The sequence below is a fragment of the Corynebacterium sp. LaCa117 genome, from assembly GCF_046717765.1.
GTDB lineage: Bacteria > Actinomycetota > Actinomycetes > Mycobacteriales > Mycobacteriaceae > Corynebacterium > Corynebacterium kefirresidentii.
Genome location: NZ_CP177102.1, coordinates 2,112,220 through 2,131,302, shown reverse-complemented (window position 1 = coordinate 2,131,302; position 19,083 = coordinate 2,112,220). Strand labels below are relative to the sequence as shown.

16 protein-coding genes, 3 tRNA genes and 1 pseudogene are annotated in these 19,083 nt (G+C 59.6%); 12 read left to right on the top strand and 8 right to left on the bottom strand.

Features of this window, described 5'->3' with window-relative positions; genetic code table 11:
• The first annotated feature begins 29 nt into the window (after positions 1 to 29).
• Together ACLI1L_RS10380 and bioD are read left to right on the top strand one after the other, a co-directional pair.
• A complete protein-coding gene (locus tag ACLI1L_RS10380) occupies positions 30 to 1,301 on the top strand; it encodes an adenosylmethionine--8-amino-7-oxononanoate transaminase (protein ID WP_394285805.1) in 1,272 nt (423 codons plus the stop codon).
• On the top strand, positions 1,298 to 1,957 hold the full coding sequence (gene bioD / locus ACLI1L_RS10375) for a dethiobiotin synthase (RefSeq protein ID WP_086588446.1): 660 nt from the start codon (positions 1,298 to 1,300) through the stop codon (positions 1,955 to 1,957). Before ACLI1L_RS10380 ends, bioD begins: the two co-directional genes overlap by 4 nt.
• 21 nt (positions 1,958 to 1,978) lie before the next feature.
• Here the strand turns inward: bioD and ACLI1L_RS10370 are convergent, their stop codons facing one another.
• A complete protein-coding gene (locus tag ACLI1L_RS10370) occupies positions 1,979 to 2,965 on the bottom strand; it encodes an HNH endonuclease signature motif containing protein (protein WP_411707504.1) in 987 nt (328 codons plus the stop codon).
• 258 nt (positions 2,966 to 3,223) lie between these two features.
• Positions 3,224 to 3,691, bottom strand: coding sequence for a thioredoxin-dependent thiol peroxidase (bcp, locus tag ACLI1L_RS10365; RefSeq protein WP_005327287.1), 468 nt, complete (start codon positions 3,689 to 3,691; stop codon positions 3,224 to 3,226).
• Positions 3,692 to 3,787: 96 nt separating this feature from the next.
• Here bcp and ACLI1L_RS10360 point away from each other — a divergent pair, with 96 nt between their 5' ends.
• The 5 genes from ACLI1L_RS10360 (at position 3,788) to ACLI1L_RS10340 (ending at position 8,455) form a co-directional block, all read left to right on the top strand.
• A complete protein-coding gene (locus tag ACLI1L_RS10360) occupies positions 3,788 to 4,066 on the top strand; it encodes a DUF3618 domain-containing protein (protein ID WP_005323988.1) in 279 nt (92 codons plus the stop codon).
• 50 nt (positions 4,067 to 4,116) lie between these two features.
• Positions 4,117 to 5,394 carry a glutaminase gene (locus ACLI1L_RS10355; protein WP_198491975.1) on the top strand — a complete coding sequence of 426 codons (1,278 nt, stop codon included), beginning with the start codon at positions 4,117 to 4,119 and terminating at the stop codon, positions 5,392 to 5,394.
• A gap of 90 nt (positions 5,395 to 5,484) precedes the next feature.
• Entirely contained in the window at positions 5,485 to 6,648 is a 1,164-nt protein-coding gene (locus tag ACLI1L_RS10350; RefSeq protein WP_198491974.1) for an ABC transporter substrate-binding protein, read from the top strand.
• A complete protein-coding gene (locus ACLI1L_RS10345) occupies positions 6,648 to 7,703 on the top strand; it encodes a FecCD family ABC transporter permease (protein ID WP_198491973.1) in 1,056 nt (351 codons plus the stop codon). The genes ACLI1L_RS10350 and ACLI1L_RS10345 overlap by 1 nt, the downstream gene beginning before the upstream one ends.
• Positions 7,694 to 8,455, top strand: a complete 762-nt coding sequence (locus ACLI1L_RS10340) for an ABC transporter ATP-binding protein (protein WP_347950565.1) — start codon at positions 7,694 to 7,696, stop codon at positions 8,453 to 8,455. The genes ACLI1L_RS10345 and ACLI1L_RS10340 overlap by 10 nt, the downstream gene beginning before the upstream one ends.
• 169 nt (positions 8,456 to 8,624) lie before the next feature.
• Here ACLI1L_RS10340 and ACLI1L_RS10335 read toward each other — a convergent pair.
• Positions 8,625 to 8,697, bottom strand: a tRNA-Lys gene (locus ACLI1L_RS10335).
• A 170-nt stretch (positions 8,698 to 8,867) separates the two neighbouring features.
• On the opposite strand from ACLI1L_RS10335, the gene ACLI1L_RS10330 reads away from it, so the two are divergent.
• Complete coding sequence (locus ACLI1L_RS10330) at positions 8,868 to 10,139, top strand: Ig-like domain-containing protein (RefSeq protein ID WP_408923414.1); 1,272 nt, start codon at positions 8,868 to 8,870, stop codon at positions 10,137 to 10,139.
• Between the two features lie 29 nt (positions 10,140 to 10,168).
• Positions 10,169 to 11,125 (top strand): annotated as a pseudogene (locus tag ACLI1L_RS10325) (MsnO8 family LLM class oxidoreductase).
• A gap of 28 nt (positions 11,126 to 11,153) precedes the next feature.
• Here the strand turns inward: ACLI1L_RS10325 and ACLI1L_RS10320 are convergent.
• Positions 11,154 to 11,229 (bottom strand) — tRNA-His (locus ACLI1L_RS10320).
• 49 nt (positions 11,230 to 11,278) lie between these two features.
• Positions 11,279 to 11,926 (bottom strand): oligoribonuclease, encoded by a 648-nt coding sequence (orn, locus tag ACLI1L_RS10315; RefSeq protein ID WP_005323995.1) that lies wholly within the window; start codon positions 11,924 to 11,926, stop codon positions 11,279 to 11,281.
• 211 nt (positions 11,927 to 12,137) lie between these two features.
• On the opposite strand from orn, the gene ACLI1L_RS10310 reads away from it, so the two are divergent.
• Positions 12,138 to 13,685: an alanine/glycine:cation symporter family protein gene (locus tag ACLI1L_RS10310; RefSeq protein ID WP_198491969.1), complete on the top strand. Its 1,548-nt coding sequence runs from the start codon at positions 12,138 to 12,140 to the stop codon at positions 13,683 to 13,685.
• Here ACLI1L_RS10310 and cmrA read toward each other — a convergent pair.
• The 3 genes from cmrA to ACLI1L_RS10295 form a co-directional block, all read right to left on the bottom strand.
• Positions 13,682 to 14,482, bottom strand: a complete 801-nt coding sequence (gene cmrA, locus ACLI1L_RS10305) for a mycolate reductase (protein WP_198491968.1) — start codon at positions 14,480 to 14,482, stop codon at positions 13,682 to 13,684. The genes ACLI1L_RS10310 and cmrA overlap by 4 nt on opposite strands.
• A gap of 564 nt (positions 14,483 to 15,046) precedes the next feature.
• Positions 15,047 to 15,120, bottom strand: a tRNA-Arg gene (locus ACLI1L_RS10300).
• A 39-nt stretch (positions 15,121 to 15,159) separates the two neighbouring features.
• A complete protein-coding gene (locus ACLI1L_RS10295; RefSeq protein ID WP_411707503.1) occupies positions 15,160 to 16,077 on the bottom strand; it encodes a LysR family transcriptional regulator in 918 nt (305 codons plus the stop codon).
• Positions 16,078 to 16,143: 66 nt separating this feature from the next.
• Between ACLI1L_RS10295 and ACLI1L_RS10290 the strand changes: the two genes are divergently transcribed.
• Both ACLI1L_RS10290 and ACLI1L_RS10285 read left to right on the top strand, forming a co-directional pair.
• Positions 16,144 to 18,195 (top strand): cytochrome c oxidase assembly protein, encoded by a 2,052-nt coding sequence (locus ACLI1L_RS10290; protein WP_411707502.1) that lies wholly within the window; start codon positions 16,144 to 16,146, stop codon positions 18,193 to 18,195.
• 182 nt (positions 18,196 to 18,377) lie between these two features.
• On the top strand, positions 18,378 to 19,019 hold the full coding sequence (locus ACLI1L_RS10285) for a single-stranded DNA-binding protein (protein WP_086588458.1): 642 nt from the start codon (positions 18,378 to 18,380) through the stop codon (positions 19,017 to 19,019).
• The last annotated feature ends 64 nt before the right edge of the window (positions 19,020 to 19,083 follow it).

Sequence of the window (19,083 nt, the reverse complement as noted above, 5' to 3'; positions counted from 1 at the left end):
GGCCGAAAGTCTGTGATAAACCTAAAATCATGGATATTTCAGCGGAGGACATTGCCGCTCTCGACGCACGCCACATTTGGCACCCCTACGCCGAGCCAGGCGAGCCCACGCTTGTGGTGGACTCGGCCGCCGGCGTTTATTTAACACTCGCGGATGGCACCACGCTTATCGACGCCATGTCTTCCTGGTGGGCCGCCGCCCACGGCCACAGTCACCCACGGCTCAAGGCGGCAGCGAACGAACAAATCGAGAGGATGAGCCACGTCATGTTCGGCGGACTCACCCACGAACCGGCTGCGCGGCTTACTCGTAACCTCATGGAATTAACGCGTGGTGATTTTGAGCGGGTCTTTTATTCCGATTCCGGATCTGTATCGGTAGAAGTAGCCATCAAAATGGCACTGCAGTATGCCCGTGGCGCAGGGCACCCAGAGCGCACCAAGATGTTGACGTGGCGATCGGGGTATCACGGCGATACCTTCGCGGCGATGAGCGTGTGCGATCCCGAAGGCGGCATGCACTCGATGTGGACCGGTACCTTAGCACGGCAGATTTTTGCCCCGGCGCCGCCTACTCGCGGGGCTAGCCCGGCCGAGCGCGCGAACTATCTGCGCGAGCTGGAAGCGTGCATCACGGAAGAAGTTGCAGGGCTAATTATTGAACCTGTAGTCCAAGGCGCGGGTGGCATGCGCTTTCATGACCACGAGCTGGTCCGCGGGGTCCGAGAAATCTGCGACCGCCACGGTATCGTGCTGATCGCGGACGAAATCGCCACCGGGTTCGGCCGCACAGGCGAACTTTTTGCCACCCAAGCCGCTGGCGTTGTGCCAGATATCATGTGCGTTGGTAAGGCGATGACCGGCGGTTTTATGACCATGGCTGCCACGCTCGCCACTGCGAAGGTAGCCGAGGGGATGAGTCCGCGCGCGCTGATGCACGGACCAACATTTATGGCTAATCCACTCGCTTGTGCCGTTTCGGCCGAGGCAACTGCTCTCATTGCGGAAGGGCATTGGCGCGAGCAGGTAGCGGGCATCGAAAAGCAGCTGCAACGAGGGTTTGAGGGCCTGTCCGAGGAACCTGGGGTAGCCGACGTGCGCGTACTTGGCGCCATAGGTGTGGTGGAAATGGAACGCGATGTAAATATGTCCGCAGCGACGGCCGCAGCCGTAGACCAAGGTGTGTGGTTACGTCCGTTCGGCCGGTTGATTTATATCATGCCGCCGTTTATCAGCACCGCAGATGAAATAGCGCAAATGTGCCGCGGCGTGCGCGCTGCGGTGGCAGGAGGACGACAGTGATTATTTATGTAACGGGAACGAATACGGACGTCGGCAAGACTGTGGCCACGGCCGCGCTCGCCAGCGCGTTCAAGCAACGCGGCCGCGAGGTCATCTACGCCAAACCGCTGCAGACGGGGGAGCCGGAAGGCAAGGGGGATGCGGCGACCGTCGGCAAGCTGGCGGGGGTGGAGGTAGCAGAGATGGTGCGCTTTCCGGAGCCACTGGCGCCGAATCTTTCTGCGCGCCGGGCCGGCATGCCCCAACCCAGCCTGCAGGAACTTAAAGAGTGGATTGCCGCCCTTGACGCACCCGGCCGTGTGGTGCTCGTGGAAGGCGCCGGCGGGCTCCTCGTGCGTTTAACGGACGCCTATACGCTTGCCGACGTCGCCGATAGGCTCCTCATCGTCACCTCCCTTAACCTAGGAAGCCTCAACGCGGCCGAGCTGACCGTGCGCGAGGCACAACGCCGTGGAATTGAGGTGCTCGGGCTAGTTGGTGGCTCGCTGCCGGCCGATCCGGACTTGGCTACGCGCCTGAACCTGGAGGAGATGCCGGAGGTGACAGGCTGTACGTTGTGGGGCAGCCTGCCGGAGGGCATGGCGCGCATGGCACCGGCCGATTTCGCGCGGGTAGCCGCGGAAGTCTACGCGGACTTTGTCGAGCACGCCGAGTAGCGCTACCTCGCAGAGGCAGCGCTAGCGGACCCAACGTACCTTGCCATTGACTCGGGCAAGGCGCCCACGCAGCGGCGGGGCATTCGGATCATCTTGGTTAACCCCGTTGTGATACGGGCAGCACACGGTGAGGTTGTCCATATTGGTCAGTCCTCCGTGCTTCCAAGCCTTCAGGTGATGGATCTGGGCCTTGTCCGCCGGGTGGTTGCACGGCGGCCACGGGCAGGTAGGGTTTTCGGCCGCGGCCATCTGCCGCTGTTTCTCGGTGGCGTAGCGCGAGGTGCGATACAGGTTGACGGGGCCTTTAACGGGATGGATAAGGGTGGCTAGTCCGTGCTCGGTGAAGGTGCGCTCGACCAACTCGGCACCGGTAATGGTGGCGCCATTAGTCAGCCGCAGGGTGACTTCTTCACCGTCGCCGTCCAAGATGTGGTCCAGCGCGTTGAGCGGGATGATGACGTTGGTTGTGGTGCGCGCGGAAGGGGCGCCCGTGCCGCGAAGGAGATCGCGCAGGGAATCGAGTGGGCGCGCGGGGTCGAGCGCGGCGTCAAACTCCGCGAGGAAGGCCGAGGGAGCGGTAATCCGCATGGTCCAGGGGCCATTCGGGCGGCGAAGGAGCTGCACCCCTTCGCGGGGCGGCGTGCGGCGCGGGCGGAGGTCGCGGAGGCGTTGCTTGGCGCGGCGGGCGATTTCAGAGGCGGGGCCTCGCAGGCGGCACAGCTCTACCCGCAAGTTCCACGCATCGCGCTGTGTGCGCACGCGGGAGACATATTTTTCAATCAGCTTGAGCGTTATGAGGTCATGGTGGCGAGCGGCCGTGGTGGCGTGGCGTTGCTTCCGGCTGAAGCGCGTTGGGCCGAAATAAACCGCGGCAAGCGCGCGGAGGTCGCGGGCTTCTATATCGGGTAGACCCAGCTCGATGAGGGCGCGCTCAGACATGCCGCGGGCCTCGGCGAGGATATCCATCGCCGAGGTTATGTGGGAGGCATAAGCCTTCAGTGCGCTCATGGCCGCAACTCTAAACAGGACCGGCAGTAGAACCGAGTCATAGACGGCCGCAGCTGTGGATAGCTTGTTTAAGCGTCAACTGCCTGCGGTGGGTAGCAATGGCACAAAGGCGCGAAACAAGCAGGTGCTAGATCGCTGCCACCGTGCTAGAAAGGCCCCCGGATCGCGCGCAGTTGCGCAATTGTACCGTACGGCCAGGCTGTGGATAAGGAGTCCGGCCCGGTCAATGCGTTCGTCACTGCGCTGGACGACGCCGCGCTAGCTTAGGCCCTTCATCACGCGGGCGACGTGGCCGGTGGCCTTGACATTGTAGTGCGTTTGGCCGATGGTGCCATCTGGTTCGACCAAGAAGGTGGAGCGGATAACGCCCTGGACAACCTTGCCGTAATTCTTCTTTTCTCCAAACGCGCCATAGGCGGTCATGACGGACTTATCCGGATCCGACAGGAGCGGGAAGTTCAGCTCATGGTCCGCGCGGAATTTTGCCAGCGCCTCTGGCTTATCGGGCGAGATGCCTACGACGGCAATATTGAGATCATTGAGCTGTTCCAGGGAATCGCGGAAATCGCAGGCTTCCTTGGTGCAGCCCGGGGTATTGGCGCGGGGGTAGAAGTAGACCAGTACGCGCTGGCCTGCGTAATCGGCGAGGGAAACGGTGTTTCCGGCGTCGTCGGCAAGCGCAAAGGCAGGGGCGGTATCTCCAACGTTCAAACGGTTTTCAGTCATAGTTTCCACCTTACTTACCGCCCGGGCTGCACGCTTTTGGGCCGGCGGGGTAGAATGACCCCGTTAAGAGCGAACCTAAGTTAAGAGGAGAACTTCGTGGCACGCAATATTGAAGACATTCAGCGCGATATCGAGCGCACCCGCCGCCAGCTGGCCGGCACCCTGGACGAGCTGGCACAGCGCAGCAAGCCGCAGAACTTTGCCAACGAGGCTAAGACCGCGGCTACCGATAAGCTGCAGGACCGCAACGTGCAGATGGCCTTGGGCGGCGTCGGCGCCGCTGTGGTTGGACTGATTGCTTTCTCGGTCTTCCGCTCTCGCCGCCGCAAGAGCGACCTGAAGGAGCTGCAGCGCCTGCTGTCCGAGCGCCACTAATTGTGAAGTCCCCGCACACCGCGGGGACTTTTTTCGTAGGCTGGGTTGGGATGAAGACACCAATCCCTTTTTATTTGCAGGAAATCCTCACCAAGGTGCGCGATAATCGCGACGGTGCCGTGGCGGATTATATTCCGGAGCTGGCCAAGGCAGAGCCCGAGTATCTCGGCGCCGCGATGTGCACCACCACCGGCCACGTCTACTCTGCGGGCGATGATGAGGTGGAATTTACCCTGCAATCCTTGTCCAAGCCTTTTGTTTATGCGCTGGCGTTGCAGGAGCTGGGATTATCTGCGGTGCGTGAGATTGTGGGTATGGAGCCTTCGGGCGAGGCTTTCAACGAGCTTTCGCTCAACCGCGATGATCACCGGCCGGTCAACCCCATGATTAATGCGGGCGCGATTGCGGTCACGCAGCTGATTAATGGCGTGGATTCGGAGCCTGCCGCGCGCGTGGAGCGTCTGCGCACCTATTTCTCGCGGCTGGCGGGGCGTGATTTGCTTATCGACGACGCCATGCGCTCCTCCGAGCTCGATGTCAGCGAACGCAACCTCTCGTTGGCGCACATGTTGCGCAACTACGACATCATCCAGGACGAGGCGCACGATGCGGTGTCAACGTATGTTGAGCAGTGCTCGATTGTGGTGACGGTGCGGGACTTGGCCGTGATGTCGGCAACGTTGGCGAACGGTGGCGTGCAGCCGGTGACGGGCGACAAAATTTTGGACGCGGACGTGTGCCGGTTGACGCTATCGGTGATGAGCTCGGCCGGCATGTATGACGGCGCCGGCCGTTGGATGGCCGAGGTGGGTATCCCGGCGAAGTCGGGCGTCTCGGGTGGCCTGCTGGGCACGCTGCCGGGCCAGTTGGGCGTGGCGACATTCTCGCCGCGGCTGAACAAGGAAGGCAACTCAGTGCGCGGGGTGGATGCGTTCAAGCTGCTGTCGAAGGACATGGGTCTGCACCTGATGTCTACGGACGAGCGCTATGGCGTGAACCCGGTGCGCAAGGTGGAGCAGGATGCGGAGCTGACCGTGATCTATCTGCAGGGCCTGATCAATTTCAACGCGGCCGAGACCATCTTGTACGAGCTGATGGAGTCAGATTTTGGCGAGGGCACGGTGGTGCTCGAGCTATCGCATATTACGGGCACGAACCGCATGGGCCGGCGCATGCTGAAGGAGGGGCTGCGCCGAATTCGCGAGTCTGGCTTCGATATCGCCATCGTGGATCCGGATGGAGAGCTAGAAGATCGCACCATGTCGGACGGAACCGAGGTGCCCAAGGGCGAGCCGGAAGACTACGCGATCAACGGCGAACCCGTTTAGGTTTGGGTTACCTTACTTAATCAGGTTAGGATGTCCTATGTAAGGCCCTTTGCGTTAACTGCGAGGGCATCCAACGACCAAGGACTAAAAATGGCTCATACCCCCTTCAAGGTAATGGCGGTTGTGGCGGCATCGGCAACCGCACTCGTCGGCTGCGGCGCAGCTGAGGAAGTAACTGGCGGCTCCAGCGGCGATGCTGAGTTCTCCTTCACCGATATCATCGGCCGTGACGTGGAACTGGATAAGGCTCCCGATCGTGTGATTTTGGGGGAGGGCCGATCGATTTTTGCTACCGGTGTACTCGACCCCGATAATCCACTGGACAAGGTCGTCGGCATTGGCACGGATCTTAAACAGACCGTGCCGGATTACTACGCGGCGCTGGAAAAGGAACTGCCGTCCGTAAACGAGGTTCCAGAGATCGGCGGCTTTGCCAAGGGCGATGTCACCGTAGAAAAACTCGTGAGCCTAGACCCGGACCTCATTGTGCTCTCGCTGGATCAATACGATGCCTCCCGCGAAGCTGGCCTGACCGACAAGATGGATCAGGCTGGCTTGAAGTATGCGGTCACCGACTTCCGCCGCGACCCGCTGGAGAGTACGCCTAAGACTATGGACATCTTCGGTGAGATCTTTGGCCAAGAGGACCGCGCGGAGGAATTCAACGCGGATTGGCAAAAGACCGTGGACTTGGTGGAGGAGCGCGCGGAGAAGGTTAAGGATAAGCCAAAGACCTTCGTCTGGCGTTCGGCCGGCGTTTCCGACTGCTGTGGTTCGTGGAACGATTCCAATATCTCCCAGCTGGTCAACGCGGCCGGTGGCGAGAATGTCGGCGATAAAGTCATTCCGGGCGAGTCTGGCACGATCACCCCGGAAAAGGTCCTGGAATCTGACCCGGATATGATCATCGCCACCGGTGGCGATTGGTCTGAGATGAAGGACGATGAAGGCCACCCTGTCGGATACGCTGCAGTGGGCTACGGCATCGATGAAAAGGAAGCCAAGGGCAGTGTGGCTAAGCTGCCGGGTAAGCAGGCTGGCTTCGATAAGCTGCGTGCGGTCAAGGAACACCACTTCCACAGCATGTGGCACCAATTCTATAATTCGCCGTTTAATTACCTAGCGTTGCTGCAGGTGGCCGAGTGGATCGACCCGGAGGCGTATGCCGATATGGACGTCGCCAAGCAGTGGATGGATGCGCAAGAAAAGTACTCGCCGGTCTCTGGTGAGGGAACCTTCTTTAGCACCAACTAATGGAGGGTGCAGAGGTAGCCGCCCTCGCGCGGCAACATAAGAAGTTAACCTGGCAACGCATAGGCATCGTTGCGGGCCTGACCCTGATTGCGGCCGTGGCCTTTATTATCAGCAACTTTGTGGGCGCGATTGATATCAGTCCGGGCGAGGTAATAAAGGGCATCGTGAATCCCGCGGGTCTGGAGGACCAGACGCGCACGGTGCTGTGGCAACTGCGCCTGCCTATGGCCGTGATGGCCGTGCTTATCGGTATGGCCTTGTCCTTGGCCGGCGCGGAGATGCAGACCATCCTCAATAACCCGCTAGCCGAGCCCTTCACGCTGGGCATTTCGGCGGCCGCCGCGTTTGGCGGCGCCAGCTCCATCGTGCTCAAATGGCAGCTGATTGCGCAGCCGCAGTTCAATCTCGCGTTGGTGGCGTGGCTTTCGGCCGCGGTAGCCACTGCGATCATCGTGATTGCGGCCGTTATTCGCGGCGCTAAGGCGGAAACTATGGTGCTGCTGGGCATCGGCCTGGTGTTCTTCTTCCAAGCCATGCTGGCGCTTATCCAATACCGGTCTTCGGCCGAGGCGCTGCAGCAGATTGTCTATTGGTCCATGGGTTCTCTGACTCGCGCCAACTGGGCGGCCAATGGCGTGCTGGCGGCCGTGCTCATTATCGCCCTGCCTATCCTGTGGGTGCTGGGCTGGCGCCTGACGGCCTTGCGGCTTGGCGACGCCCGCGCTACCGCCATGGGCATCAATACCTCGCGCCTGCGCGTAGTGGTGCTTATCGTGGTCTCGCTGGTCGCGGCGACGACCGTGGCCTTCGCAGGCATCATCGGCTTCATTGGCTTGGTGGGCCCGCACATCGCCCGCATGCTGGTAGGCGAGGACCAGCGTTACTTCCTGCCGGCCTCCATGGCGGCGGGTGCTGCCGTGATGTGTGCAGCGCATGCGGTGAGCCTGATGATTAAGCCGGGCCTGGCCATTCCCATTGGTATCGTTACTTCGCTTCTGGGCGTGCCATTCTTCATTGCCATCGTTATGACCCGAAGGAGGGCACTGTGGACGTAGAACTGACTATTTCCGGGCTGAGTGCGGCCTATGGCAAACACTGCGTGCTGGAGTCCGTGGATGTGGAAAAACTCCACGGCGGGCAGCTGGTGGGATTGTTGGGGCCGAATGCCTCCGGCAAGACCACGCTCATTAAGTCCCTGGCCGGCGTGCACCGCGGCTGCGACGGAGACGTGGATTTCCGCGTCGATGGCACGGCCCCGCGCGGCAAGCGCCGCCGGCAGCTCATCGGCTACGTGCCGCAGGATCTCACGAGCACGGCCGCGCTGCGGGCGTTTGAAGCCGTGCTGATCTCTGCGCGCCGTGAGGCCTGCGAGGACCCGATTACGCGCACCGGCGAGGTGCTGCACTCGCTAGGGCTGGACGCGATTGCCTCGCGCTACCTCAACGAGCTTTCCGGCGGCCAGCGCCAGTTGGTGGCGGTGGCGCAGATGTTGGTGGGCAACCCGGGCCTGATGCTTCTCGACGAACCTACCTCCGCCCTCGACCTCCATCACCAGATCTTTGTCTTGGATGAGGTCCGTGCCAAAGCGCAGCGCGATGGCAGCCTGGGACTTGTGGCCATCCATGACATCAACCTGGCCGCGCGCATGTGTGACCAGCTGGTGGTGCTTAAAAAGGGTCATATTCGCGCTCAAGGTAGGCCTGCGGACGTTCTCACGGGGGAGCTCGTGGAGGGCGTGTATGGGGTAGAGGCGGACGTCGTCCAGCATGGCGGCGCTCCACTCATTGCCCCGTTGCGGGTGAGATAGCACAGGGCCGGGTAATCACCCGGCCCTGTTTTAGTGGTGAGCCATCAGGCGTCTGGTTTCTTGGCGCTGTGAGCACATAAGTCATGCGCAGCGCGGTGACAGGGACTGGCTCGTAAAAAGAAAAATCTCGAGGTATCGTTCTAAGAACAACGCCTCGAGATTTATATTGTGCGCCATCAGGGAATCGAACCCCGAACCCACTGATTAAGAGTCAGTTGCTCTGCCAATTGAGCTAATGGCGCATTGTTGACTTCCTGCCGTGTGGCTCTCTGTGCAACGAGTAGATACTCTAGCAGCCATTCTTTAAAAGTGTAAAATCGCCTGGTCAAAGCGGTTTTTGAAGGGTGTATAACAAATTGGTTAATGCCTGAAGTGGCTTCTGGTAATTGGCGAAGGGAGACGCTAATCTATGTTGGTCTTTGAAAGCAGCAATTACGTGTCTAAGGGCAACTCAGTGAAAAATTCCCTCCCTATCGCGCGCCGTCTCGTAGCGGCCGCAGGCGTTGCGTGCATTTCCCTAGCCGCCGCCTCCTGCTCCTCTGATTCCTCAGCCGAGAATCAGGCTGCCGACCAAGAATCCACCGCCGCCGCACATGCGGATGGAGACAGGGACGGCGGCAAAGAGTCCGAGAAAAAGAAAGGCGGCCTTGTAGCCTCCGTAAAGGACGGGGCGACGGATGTAGATCCGTCCAAGCCAGTCACCGTGGAGACCACGGGCAAGCTCAAGAGCGTCACCATGACCAATGAAATGGGCGTGGAAGTTAAAGAAAAGCTCTCCAAGGATGCCAAGACGTGGTCTACGGCGGAGGACCTGGGCTATAACCACACCTATTCCATCGTGGCCTCCGATGTAGATGGCAACAAGAAGAACCTCAGTTTTTCCACTCCGCAAGCAGCGGGTGTTGCCGAAGTCTCGCTTTCCCCTATCCCGGATTCTGAAGTCGGCGTCGGTCAGGTTATTGGGGTGAATTTCGGTGTGCCAATTACGGACCGGAAGGCGGCTGAAAAGACCATTACTGTGAGCACTAACCCCAAGGTGGAAGGTGCTTTCCACTGGGTCAATAACCAGGAGGTGCGCTGGCGTCCGAAGGATTACTGGGAGCCGGGCACTAAGGTTGAAGTAAAAGTGGACCAGTATGGCAAGGACCTAGGTGGGGGAATCTATGGCGGTGAAAACGCCAAGACGAATTTCACCATCGGTGACCGCACGGTGGCCATTATTGATAACGTCACCAAGACGATGAAGGTCTTTAAGAATAAGAAGTTCTTGCGTGCCATCCCGGTCTCGCTTGGCCGCGATTATCAGTACGATACGCCCAATGGCCGCTACGTTATCGGCGATGAGCACCCGCAGCTAGTCATGGACTCGGAGACCTTCGGCCTAGCCCATGACGCTGGCGGCTACCGCACGACTGTGGACTGGGCTACCCAAATGTCTTATTCCGGCATCTATGTCCACTCCGCTCCGTGGTCCGTGTGGGCGCAGGGAAATACCAATACGTCCCACGGTTGCGTCAATGTGACGCCGGAGGCTGCGCAGTGGTTCCAGGAGACGATGAAGCGTGGCGATGTGGTGCGCGTGTTCAACTCCTACGGTGAGACGCTCAACGCCTTGGATGGTCTCGGTGACTGGAATATGTCCTGGGATGAGTGGTCGAAAGGTAACGCGGACGCTAATCAGTAGCGCCTAACGGCCGCACAAGGCACAAGCGCATGGCTACAGTGGTGGCCATGCGCTTTTCTGTTTTGGACCGCGGGGCAGCCGGCCCACTGGATCGGGTGGCCGAGCACGCCCGGCACGTAGAGAAGTTGGGTTTTCAGCGTTTTCTGGTGGCCGAGCATCACGGTGTGCCGGGAATTCCAGCGGGTCAGCCGGGGATACTCGCGGCGCACGTTGCGGCCCAGACGTAGCGCATTCGGGTGGGGACGGCCGGCATTATGTTGCTCAATCACCCGCCGTTTCTGGTGGCCGAGCAGATTAATCTCCTCGAGGCGCTGTATCCCGGGCGCATTGATATAGGGATTGGCTCCTCCGTCGGGTTTACCGTGCCGGTGCGAAAGGCGCTGCGCCAGGGGGAGCCGGCCGAGGTGAAGCAGCGCTTCGAGGCGGAGCTAGCCACGCTCTTGTGCTACCTGCGCGGCGAAGAGGCGGTGACGGTCAGGCCTGGGTATAGGGGCACCCCGCTCTATGTTTTGGCGGGCTTTCGCTCGGCAATGGTGGCGGCAAAGTTGGGGCTTGGTGTCATTCTGGGCGGTCCTGTAGCCACGCAGGAGGCCGCTGCGCGAGTGTATCGCGAACATGCGCTTGCCGACGCCCCGCCCATTATCTCTTCGCTCAATATCGCCGTTGCCGAGACGTCCGCGGCCGCCCGTGATCTCTTGTTGCCGGAAGCCTATGCGAAGGTGCGAGCGCAATCGACCGGCGAGTTCGCGACCTTGCGGCCAGCGGGCGAGCTGGACATGGATGCCCCCACGGGGCAGCAGCGCCGGCGCATAGAGGAGGCGTTGGCCCATGACGTATGGGGAACGGTGGAGGAAGTGAGGGAGGAACTAAGGGGCGTCGGCAAGCGGCTAGGCGTTAGTGAGTTTGTGGTCACCGGAGATATGCCAGATGTTGCTGGTCGGGCTCGTTCGGAGGAGCTGCTGGCGAGCATGCAGGTAGAAAACTGAAAAAGCCCGAGCGTAAGGCTCGGGCACTTGGGGTGGCTGACGGGACTCGAACCCGCGACACCCAGGATCACAACCTGGTGCTCTACCAGCTGAACTACAGCCACCATCGCTGCGTGAAAGCAACGAGATATAGGTTAACTCACGCCGCCTAAATTACAAAAACGCCTGGTAATCTGCGGTAGTTTCGGCCTTAATCTGCTCCGCCTCGGGGGAGGTGGGGCCCTCGTCGGTGCGAAAGACGCTGCGGCGGTAGAAGTCCAACTCGCGGATGGATTCGATGATGTCCTGCAGTGCGCGGTGGGCCATGCCTTTATCGGGCTGGTTGAAATAGGCGCGCGGGTGCCAGCGGCGGGCAAGCTCCTTGATGGTGGACACGTCGATCATGCGGTAGTGCAAGGCACTATCGAGCCGGGGCATATAGGTGCGGATGAACGTGCGATCAGTGGCGATGGAATTGCCGGCCAGGGGAGCGGGGTGCTCCGGATCGCAGTATTCGTTGATGAGCGCAAGCACGGCATCTTCGGCCTCGCCGATGGAGGTGGTGGACTCGCAGATTTCTTTATCCAACCCGGAACTGGCATGCATCTCGGTGACGAAGGAATCCATCTGTGCCAGCTCCTCCTCGGTGGCGTGGACGACCAGATCGATGCCTTCTCCCAGGATGTTGAGATTGCCATCGGTGATGACGGCGGCGACCTCGACGATGACATGGCGCTCGGGGTCCAGGCCGGTCATTTCCAAATCGATCCAAACGAGGCGGTCGTGCTTTGCGGCAATGTCGGAATGTGGCATGCGGCCCATTCTACTCCCGCGTGCTTTTACCCCTGTATGGGGTACGAGCCGGGCTGCCCTGGAGGGGCGATTACTACTGGACAACGCCGGCTTTCAGTAAGTGTGGCGCCATACTGCATAAAATTATTCGGTGATTTGGCTCACTCATTGATGTGAGTTAGGGCATACTCTGGTTAATCGCTCTTCATTCGGGAGGTGCGACAGACTTAGGAGAGACCAGATGGCAAACTTCCTCGATGCCCTCAATACCGTAATTTGGTCCCCCGTCTTGGTGTTTTTATGCCTCGGCGCGGGTATTTATTTCACCGTGGTGACACGCGGCCTGCAGGTGCGTTGCATCCCGGACATGCTCAAGCAGATCGTTAACGGAGAAAAGTCCGCCGATGGCGTGTCTTCCTTCCAATCCTTGATGGTTTCGCTCTCTGGCCGCGTGGGCGTGGGCAATATCGCCGGCGTGGCCACAGCCATCGCCTTCGGTGGGCCTGGCGCCGTGTTCTGGATGTGGGCAGTGGCGCTGTTGGGCTCGTCCACCTCGTTCATCGAAAGTACGTTGGCGCAGATTTACAAGGAGAAGGACCAGGACACCGGTGAGTACCGCGGCGGGCCCGCCTATTACATCGAAAAGGCCTACAAGCACACTAAGGCCGCGCCATTCATGGTGGTCTATGGCATCGTGTTTGCCGTCGCCATGATCTTGGCTACCAGCTACTTCCTGCCGGCAATCCAGGCCAATGCGGTGGCCGCCGCGGCCGATACCGCCTGGGGCATCAACTCCACCTGGGCAGCCGTCGTCTTGGCGGGCATTCTGGCCATCATCATTATTGGCGGCGTCAAGCGTATTGCGACCTTCGCCACCATTGTCGTGCCATTCATGGCGCTCATTTATATCGTGATTTCCGTGGTGGTCATGTGCATGAACTTCTCGCAGATTCCGGAGGTCTTCGGACTCATCTTCAGGTCCGCATTCAATATGGAAGCCGGATTCTCCGGCATGCTGGGCGCGGCCATCATGTGGGGTGTTAAGCGCGGCATCTACTCCAATGAGGCTGGCCAAGGTACCGGCCCGCAGTCCGCTGCAGCCGCCGAGGTCTCTCACCCTGCTAAACAGGGCTTCGTGCAGTCCTTCGCGGTGTATGTCGATACGCTCTTCGTCTGCTCGGCTACCGCGTTCATGATTATTTCTACGGACATGTACACCGTCTTCCGCGGCAGCTCCGAGGACGGCGAAGTGGTCTACAACGGCTCGCTTCCTGATGGCGTCGAGGTTGGCCCTGGCTACGTGCAGTCCGGACTCGATAGCGTCTTCGCCGGTTGGGGCCCAACCTTCATTGCCGTCTCCATTGCCTTCTTCGCCTTTACGACAGTCCTGGCGTACTACTACATGTCCGAAGTTAACCTGACCTACTTCAACCGCTGGGTCCGCTCCCGCACGGCTCGCCGTGGTCTGATTTGGGTGCTGCGCGCGCTGATTATTGTTTCCGTCGTGGTTGGCGCCACCACCACTCCGGGTGCGGCGTGGGCGCTGGGCGATATCGGCGTCGGCACGACGGCATGGCTCAATATCATCGCCATCCTCTTCCTGCAGGTTCCCGCCATCAAGGCGCTCAAGGACTACGAAAAGCAAAAGAAGGCCGGCAAGGATCCGCAGTTCGACCCAGAAGCTTTGGGTATCAAGAACGCGGACTTCTGGGTAGAGCGCAAACGAGCACGCGGCGAGGGCAGCGTGCTCAAAGACAAAGACAAGGACTTAGAAGGTGCCGGGGCCTAGCCCATCTTGGCGTAGAAGCTGCCTACCAGCGGTGCAATCACCGGGGTGGGCAGCACCTGGCTGAGGGTATTCATCGCCTTAGATAGCGGGCCGGGCACCACGCGGCGCTGATTGCGGCGCATGGCCTCGATGGTTTCTTGGGAGCATGACTCGTAGGTGGTCCACAAAAAGTCCGGTACCACCTTGTCTACGATCGACTGGTCTTCCTCTGCGATGGTGGCCTCGCGCACGGGGCCGGGGGCGAGCAGGGTGCACGAGACACCGGAGCCCTTCAGCTCGTAGTGTAGGGCCTCCGTAAACGCATTGACGCCCGCCTTGGTGAAAACGTAGGTGGCGTTATTAGGGATGGGGATATTGCCCGCGGCAGAGCCGACATTACAGATAGCGCCGCTGCGGCGAGGCAGCATTTGCGCCAAGGCGGCTCGCGTGAGGTGGTGGACGGCAGTTCCGTTGAGCTCGAACTGCGTTGTCTCGTACGACCAATCCTGGTCCATGAAGGGGCCGAAGCTGGCGATGCCGGCGGAATTGACCAAAATCGATACCTCGCGGGTGGCGATGGTCTCGGCCACGCGGGCGACGTCGTCAGCTACCGCTAGGTCCGCCGGCAGGGCAATGGCCTCGATATTATGGCGCTGCTCGAGCTCGGCGGCGATGGACTCCAGGACCTCGCGGCGTCGTGCCACAAGGATGACGTTATATCCCAGTGCTGCGAAATCCTGCGCCATGGCCTTGCCAATGCCTTGGCTGGCACCCGTAACGAGGGCGTAGGACGTGCGGGAAGGAGCGGGAAGTGACATGGTTAAGCCTTTCCGGAGTGGGGGCATGGTGAGTCCTAGCGTAAACAAAAAGCCTTGAAGCGGCGAGAAACTCGGCGCCTCAAGGCTTTCGCGCGGTGCCCCCAGCAGTGTCTGAGTTCATGACATATTTGACAGTCTGTGCCTGAGGGAACCGTCGTGATGCTTGACAGATCAGCCGCGACATATTTGACGCTTAGGGCTACCTTACCGTGTCGGGTGATACTTGACTGGTGAGTCGGGACATGTTTGACACTATGAACAGTCCTAATCGCAATATGGCAATCGTTAAAGCTGTACGCCATCAAGGTCGCAATCCAGTGGCGTCGAAATAAAGTGCGGCCATTTAGGACTTAAGGAACCTTCTAGAGCCCGAGAGGGAAATGGCTCCGACCGTCAGGCGTAAATGTTCTTTACGACGTCTTGGTACTGCTGCTCGGAACGGTGAACCCTTGCTCTGACCACCCGATCAAAGAAACCGGCACCCCAGAACAAAAGCAACTGAGATGCCGGTTTGTCAACGATGTCGCGACTCATCTGTCAAACATGTCGCGACTCATGACACGGTGCCCCCAGCAGGATTCGAACCCGCGACACATGGGGTAGAAACCCACTGCTCTAATCCACTGAGCTATGGGGGCTTACAACGCACTCATAGTAGCCCACGAGGGCGAGGAAACCTAAGCCAGGGTGCGCTGCGGCGAGCGCAGGATGTCCACCAAGTCTTGGGCAGCTGCGGTCAGCTCGCGATCCGTGCGGTAGGCCACGATGGCGTAGTAGCGCGGCAGGTCATCAGCAATGGGGCGGGTGATGATGCCGTGCGGCTGCACAGTAGGTGCGCAATTGGGCACGATGCTAACACCCAGTCCGCTGGAGACCATGGGAATTGCGCTATTGAGGCTGGCGACCTCCTGGGTCTTTTCCGGCTTGAGGCCCGGGCGGCTATTCCACAGGTCGTGGTAGAACTCGGCCAGTTCCGGAAGTTCGCGGCTGCGCGGTGGGACAAGCCAAGTTTCCTTCTTCAGCTCGGCGAGGGAGACGGGGGATTCCAACTCGGCGAGGCGCTGGGGAAGGGCGACGGAGTAATCGAACGTGGCCACCTGGTGGACGGTGAGCTCGGGGGAGTAGCGGCGAATGAAGGCCTTTGGATCGGACGTCGGCAAGAGCGCTAGGTCCACCTGGCCGTCCAGCAGGCGTTTGATGGCGGTGGCTGGCGCGGCGTCGTCCAGCGAGATAGTGGCAGTGGGGTAAATCCGCTTCAGTTCGGCCAGGGCGGAAGGGGTAAATTCCCAGTTCAAAATGGGGGCGGAGGCGAGGGAAACGGTGCTGGCCTTGTCGCCGGTGATTTCGCTGATATGGCGCTGGGTTTCGCTCAGTAAAGCGTCAACCTTGACGGCCGTTTCATAGACATAATCGCCGGCCTCCGTGGTGGAGACGCCGGAGCGCCCGCGCGAAAGGAGCTGGGCATTAAGTTCCTTTTCTAGCTTTCGTATGGAAAGGCTCAGGGACGGCTGGGTCATGTCGAGGGACTCGGCAGCGTGCGTGAAGGAGCCATTGTCTACAACGGCGCGGAAATAAAGAAGTTGACGGGTGTCCATAAGCTCCATCATGACACATGTAAAGACAAAATGTGTGTTAGGTGGGGAACTAGGTTGCGCTATACAATGCGCACTATGGCAAATGAGCAGGTTAACAGTGTAAATAAGGCGGGGAAGAAACCTCGTTCTTCCTGGGGAATTTATGTCGCGGCGATGCTTATTGCCGGCTTGATCGCTGGTTTCATTTCCCTGTTCCTCCTCGCCGATTCCCTAGCGGCCCTGGGAATTCCAGACCCCGGCCGCATTACCACCTTTGGCCTGCCGCTCTTTCGCGGCTTGGCTTGGATACTCATGGCTTTGTCCATCGGCTCGTTCTTAGCCTCGTCGTTCCTCATTGCTCCGCGTGGAGACAACGCTGCGCTTATCGACGCCCCCTTGTCCGTCGACGGCCACATCGCCGCGCGCACAGGTACCTGGGCTTCCTTCGGTATGGCGGCCGTAGGGCTAGTGGAAATTCCGCTCATTATGTCCGATCTCACCGGCGCGCCATTTTTCCAGGTATTTGAACCTTCCACTATGAAGATGGCGTTGACGGAAATTTCTACCACCATTGTGTGGGGAATCTCCGTACTCATCGCCCTTGTCGTGGGCATTCTTGGCTTGTGCGGTCGCGGCTGGTCGATGCAGCCGGTGCTGCTTTTCTTGTCCATCTTGCAGGTTGTGCCCATCGGCATGGAAGGCCATTCCGCGGCTGGTGGTGACCACGACTATGGCACCAATTCGCTCCTGTGGCACTTGGTCTTTGTCATGCTGTGGGTAGGCGGGCTCATGGCGCTAATCGCCCATGGTCGGCGCCTTGGCCCCAATCTCGCCTTTGCGGTAAAGCGTTACTCCAGCATTGCCTTCATGGCCATTGTGGTGCTGGCAGTATCTGGCTTGATCAACACCCTCATCCGCATGAATATCTCCGATTTGGTGGATTCTGCCTATGGCATCATCTTGATCTCTAAGTTCGTACTCACGATTTTGCTGGGAATCTTCGGCCTTGCTCACCGCGAGCTCACCATCCCGCAGCTGGGCAAGGATCCGCGCCTTTTTATCCGTATCGCCATTGTGGAAGTAGCGGTTATGGCCGGCACCATTGGCGTGGCCATTACGCTGGGGCGCACCGTGCCCCCAGCGCCGCGCGATCCGAACCTCAACTCGATGCAGATTTTGATGGGCTATGAGCTCTTTGAAAAGCCCACGGTGCTCAACGTGTGGACTATGTTCCGCTTTGACATCATGTTCGGCACCATTGGCCTGCTCTTGGCCGCGGCGTATGGCTACTGCGTCTACCGCGTGCATAAGCGTGGCCTGACGTGGAACAAGGGACGTACTGCATGGTTTATGAGCGGCGCGCTGGGCATGACCCTCGTGATGTCTACCGGCCTAGGCCTCTATATGCCAGCGATGTACTCGATGCACATGTTGGTACATATGATTTTGTCGATGGCGGTACCGCTTCTGCTCGTCCTTGGTGCGCCACTGACCCTGCTTATGGAGGCCTTTGAGCCTGGGCCAAAGGGTCAGCCGAGCCTGCATGACTATGCGCTGGCGGCCACCCAATCTAAGGTCGTCGCGTTTATTACCAATCCGTTTGTCAATCTCGTGCAGTACCTATTTTTCCTGTACGTGTTGTATTTGTTCCCGAGCCTGTATCAATTTGCCATCTCGGAACACGCAGGCCACCTTATTATGAACTTCGCGTTCATCGTCTCTGGCTGCTTCTACTTTTGGGAAATCATCGGGCCGGACCCGCTTCCCAATCGTCGATCTACGCCATTCCGCTTAGCCGTGCTATTCCTTTCCATGCCGTTCCACCTTTTTGCTGGTGTATATCTCATGCAGCTGCAAAGCGTGCTGGGTGCCGACTTCTATCAGTATTTGGACCTGCCGTGGGATCAGGATCTGCTCCAAGATCAGCGCGTGGGCGGCGGCATTGCGTGGGGCTTTGGCCAGTTCCCGCTGGTCATCGTCTTTGGCAAGCTCTTCCTGGATTGGCTGGGCGATGACCGTGCTACCGCCCGCCGCCATGATATGCAGGCGGATGCGGACGATGATGCCGAATTGGAACGCTATAACGCGATGCTGCAGGATATGGGACACGGCGATGAATCGAGCTTCCGCGGGCGCTAGCCTGTGGATAACCGGTTAAAAATCTCCCCAAACTCTGTCCTTCGTTGACGGATACAACAAGTTATTCACAGGGTTGGGGTCGCCGGCATGGTGTGGCTTGTGCGCGGGTATCAGGATGTGGAAACGAGCGAGGAAAACCACACTCGCCAACCCAACTATCCAGCAAAGGATTTTCTAGCACCATGTCCCAATACCCAATTACCTTGACCGGTCGCCTTACTCGCGACCCAATCTTGACCAAAACCTCCACTGGGGCCTATAAAGCCAAGCTGCGCGTCGCCTCCTCGCGCCGGATCCCGGACCGCCAAGCCGATGCCGGTGTGGACAATACGGAAGGACACAACACCAAGGCGCCGCAGTGGCGTGACGTGGATCATCTTTATATCGACGTCGAGATGTGGAATCAATTCGCCATCAACGTGCGCAAATCCCTGGCAAAAGGCATGCCTCTAGTCATCGTGGGGTCTCTCGTTACCGAACAATGGCGCGATGACCAGGGCGCCGATCATTTCCGCACGTATATTAAGGCGCAGTACGTGGGCCTGGACTTGAACCGTCACGTTATCGGTACAAAGCGCCTCGTCCCGCAGTACAACCAGGAAAATATCGCGGTCCCAGAGCTGGGGGACAATGCTATCGAACCAGACGTGGACCACAGCCTGCCGCAACAACAGGTAGGGGCTGGAGATACCGCTGCAGATACCGCGGCTGACCGTTATCTAGCTGCACAAGCCGCAGCTGCTCGCGGTGGAGAAGAAGAGGCCTTCGACGCCGAGGTGGAAGAGGAAGCTGCCGAGGGGGAGTCCGCAACGGTCAACGCTTAAGCGTTTCGCCCCTTGCTTGATCGCCTCGGGTGTACCTGACCCGAGGCACTCGAGCGGTGGTTCT

Bases quoted from the DNA above. Each gene is read 5' to 3' on its own strand.
- ACLI1L_RS10380 (WP_394285805.1), top strand. From the start codon at position 30: ATGGATATTTCAGCGGAGGACATTGCCGCTCTCGACGCACGCCACATT.
- ACLI1L_RS10370 (WP_411707504.1), bottom strand. From the start codon at position 2,965: ATGAGCGCACTGAAGGCTTATGCCTCCCACATAACCTCGGCGATGGAT.
- bcp (WP_005327287.1), bottom strand. From the start codon at position 3,691: ATGACTGAAAACCGTTTGAACGTTGGAGATACCGCCCCTGCCTTTGCG.
- ACLI1L_RS10355 (WP_198491975.1), top strand. From the start codon at position 4,117: ATGAAGACACCAATCCCTTTTTATTTGCAGGAAATCCTCACCAAGGTG.
- ACLI1L_RS10350 (WP_198491974.1), top strand. From the start codon at position 5,485: ATGGCTCATACCCCCTTCAAGGTAATGGCGGTTGTGGCGGCATCGGCA.
- ACLI1L_RS10345 (WP_198491973.1), top strand. From the start codon at position 6,648: ATGGAGGGTGCAGAGGTAGCCGCCCTCGCGCGGCAACATAAGAAGTTA.
- orn (WP_005323995.1), bottom strand. From the start codon at position 11,926: ATGGGCCGCATGCCACATTCCGACATTGCCGCAAAGCACGACCGCCTC.
- ACLI1L_RS10310 (WP_198491969.1), top strand. From the start codon at position 12,138: ATGGCAAACTTCCTCGATGCCCTCAATACCGTAATTTGGTCCCCCGTC.
- cmrA (WP_198491968.1), bottom strand. From the start codon at position 14,482: ATGTCACTTCCCGCTCCTTCCCGCACGTCCTACGCCCTCGTTACGGGT.
- ACLI1L_RS10295 (WP_411707503.1), bottom strand. From the start codon at position 16,077: ATGGACACCCGTCAACTTCTTTATTTCCGCGCCGTTGTAGACAATGGC.
- ACLI1L_RS10290 (WP_411707502.1), top strand. From the start codon at position 16,144: ATGCGCACTATGGCAAATGAGCAGGTTAACAGTGTAAATAAGGCGGGG.
- ACLI1L_RS10285 (WP_086588458.1), top strand. From the start codon at position 18,378: ATGTCCCAATACCCAATTACCTTGACCGGTCGCCTTACTCGCGACCCA.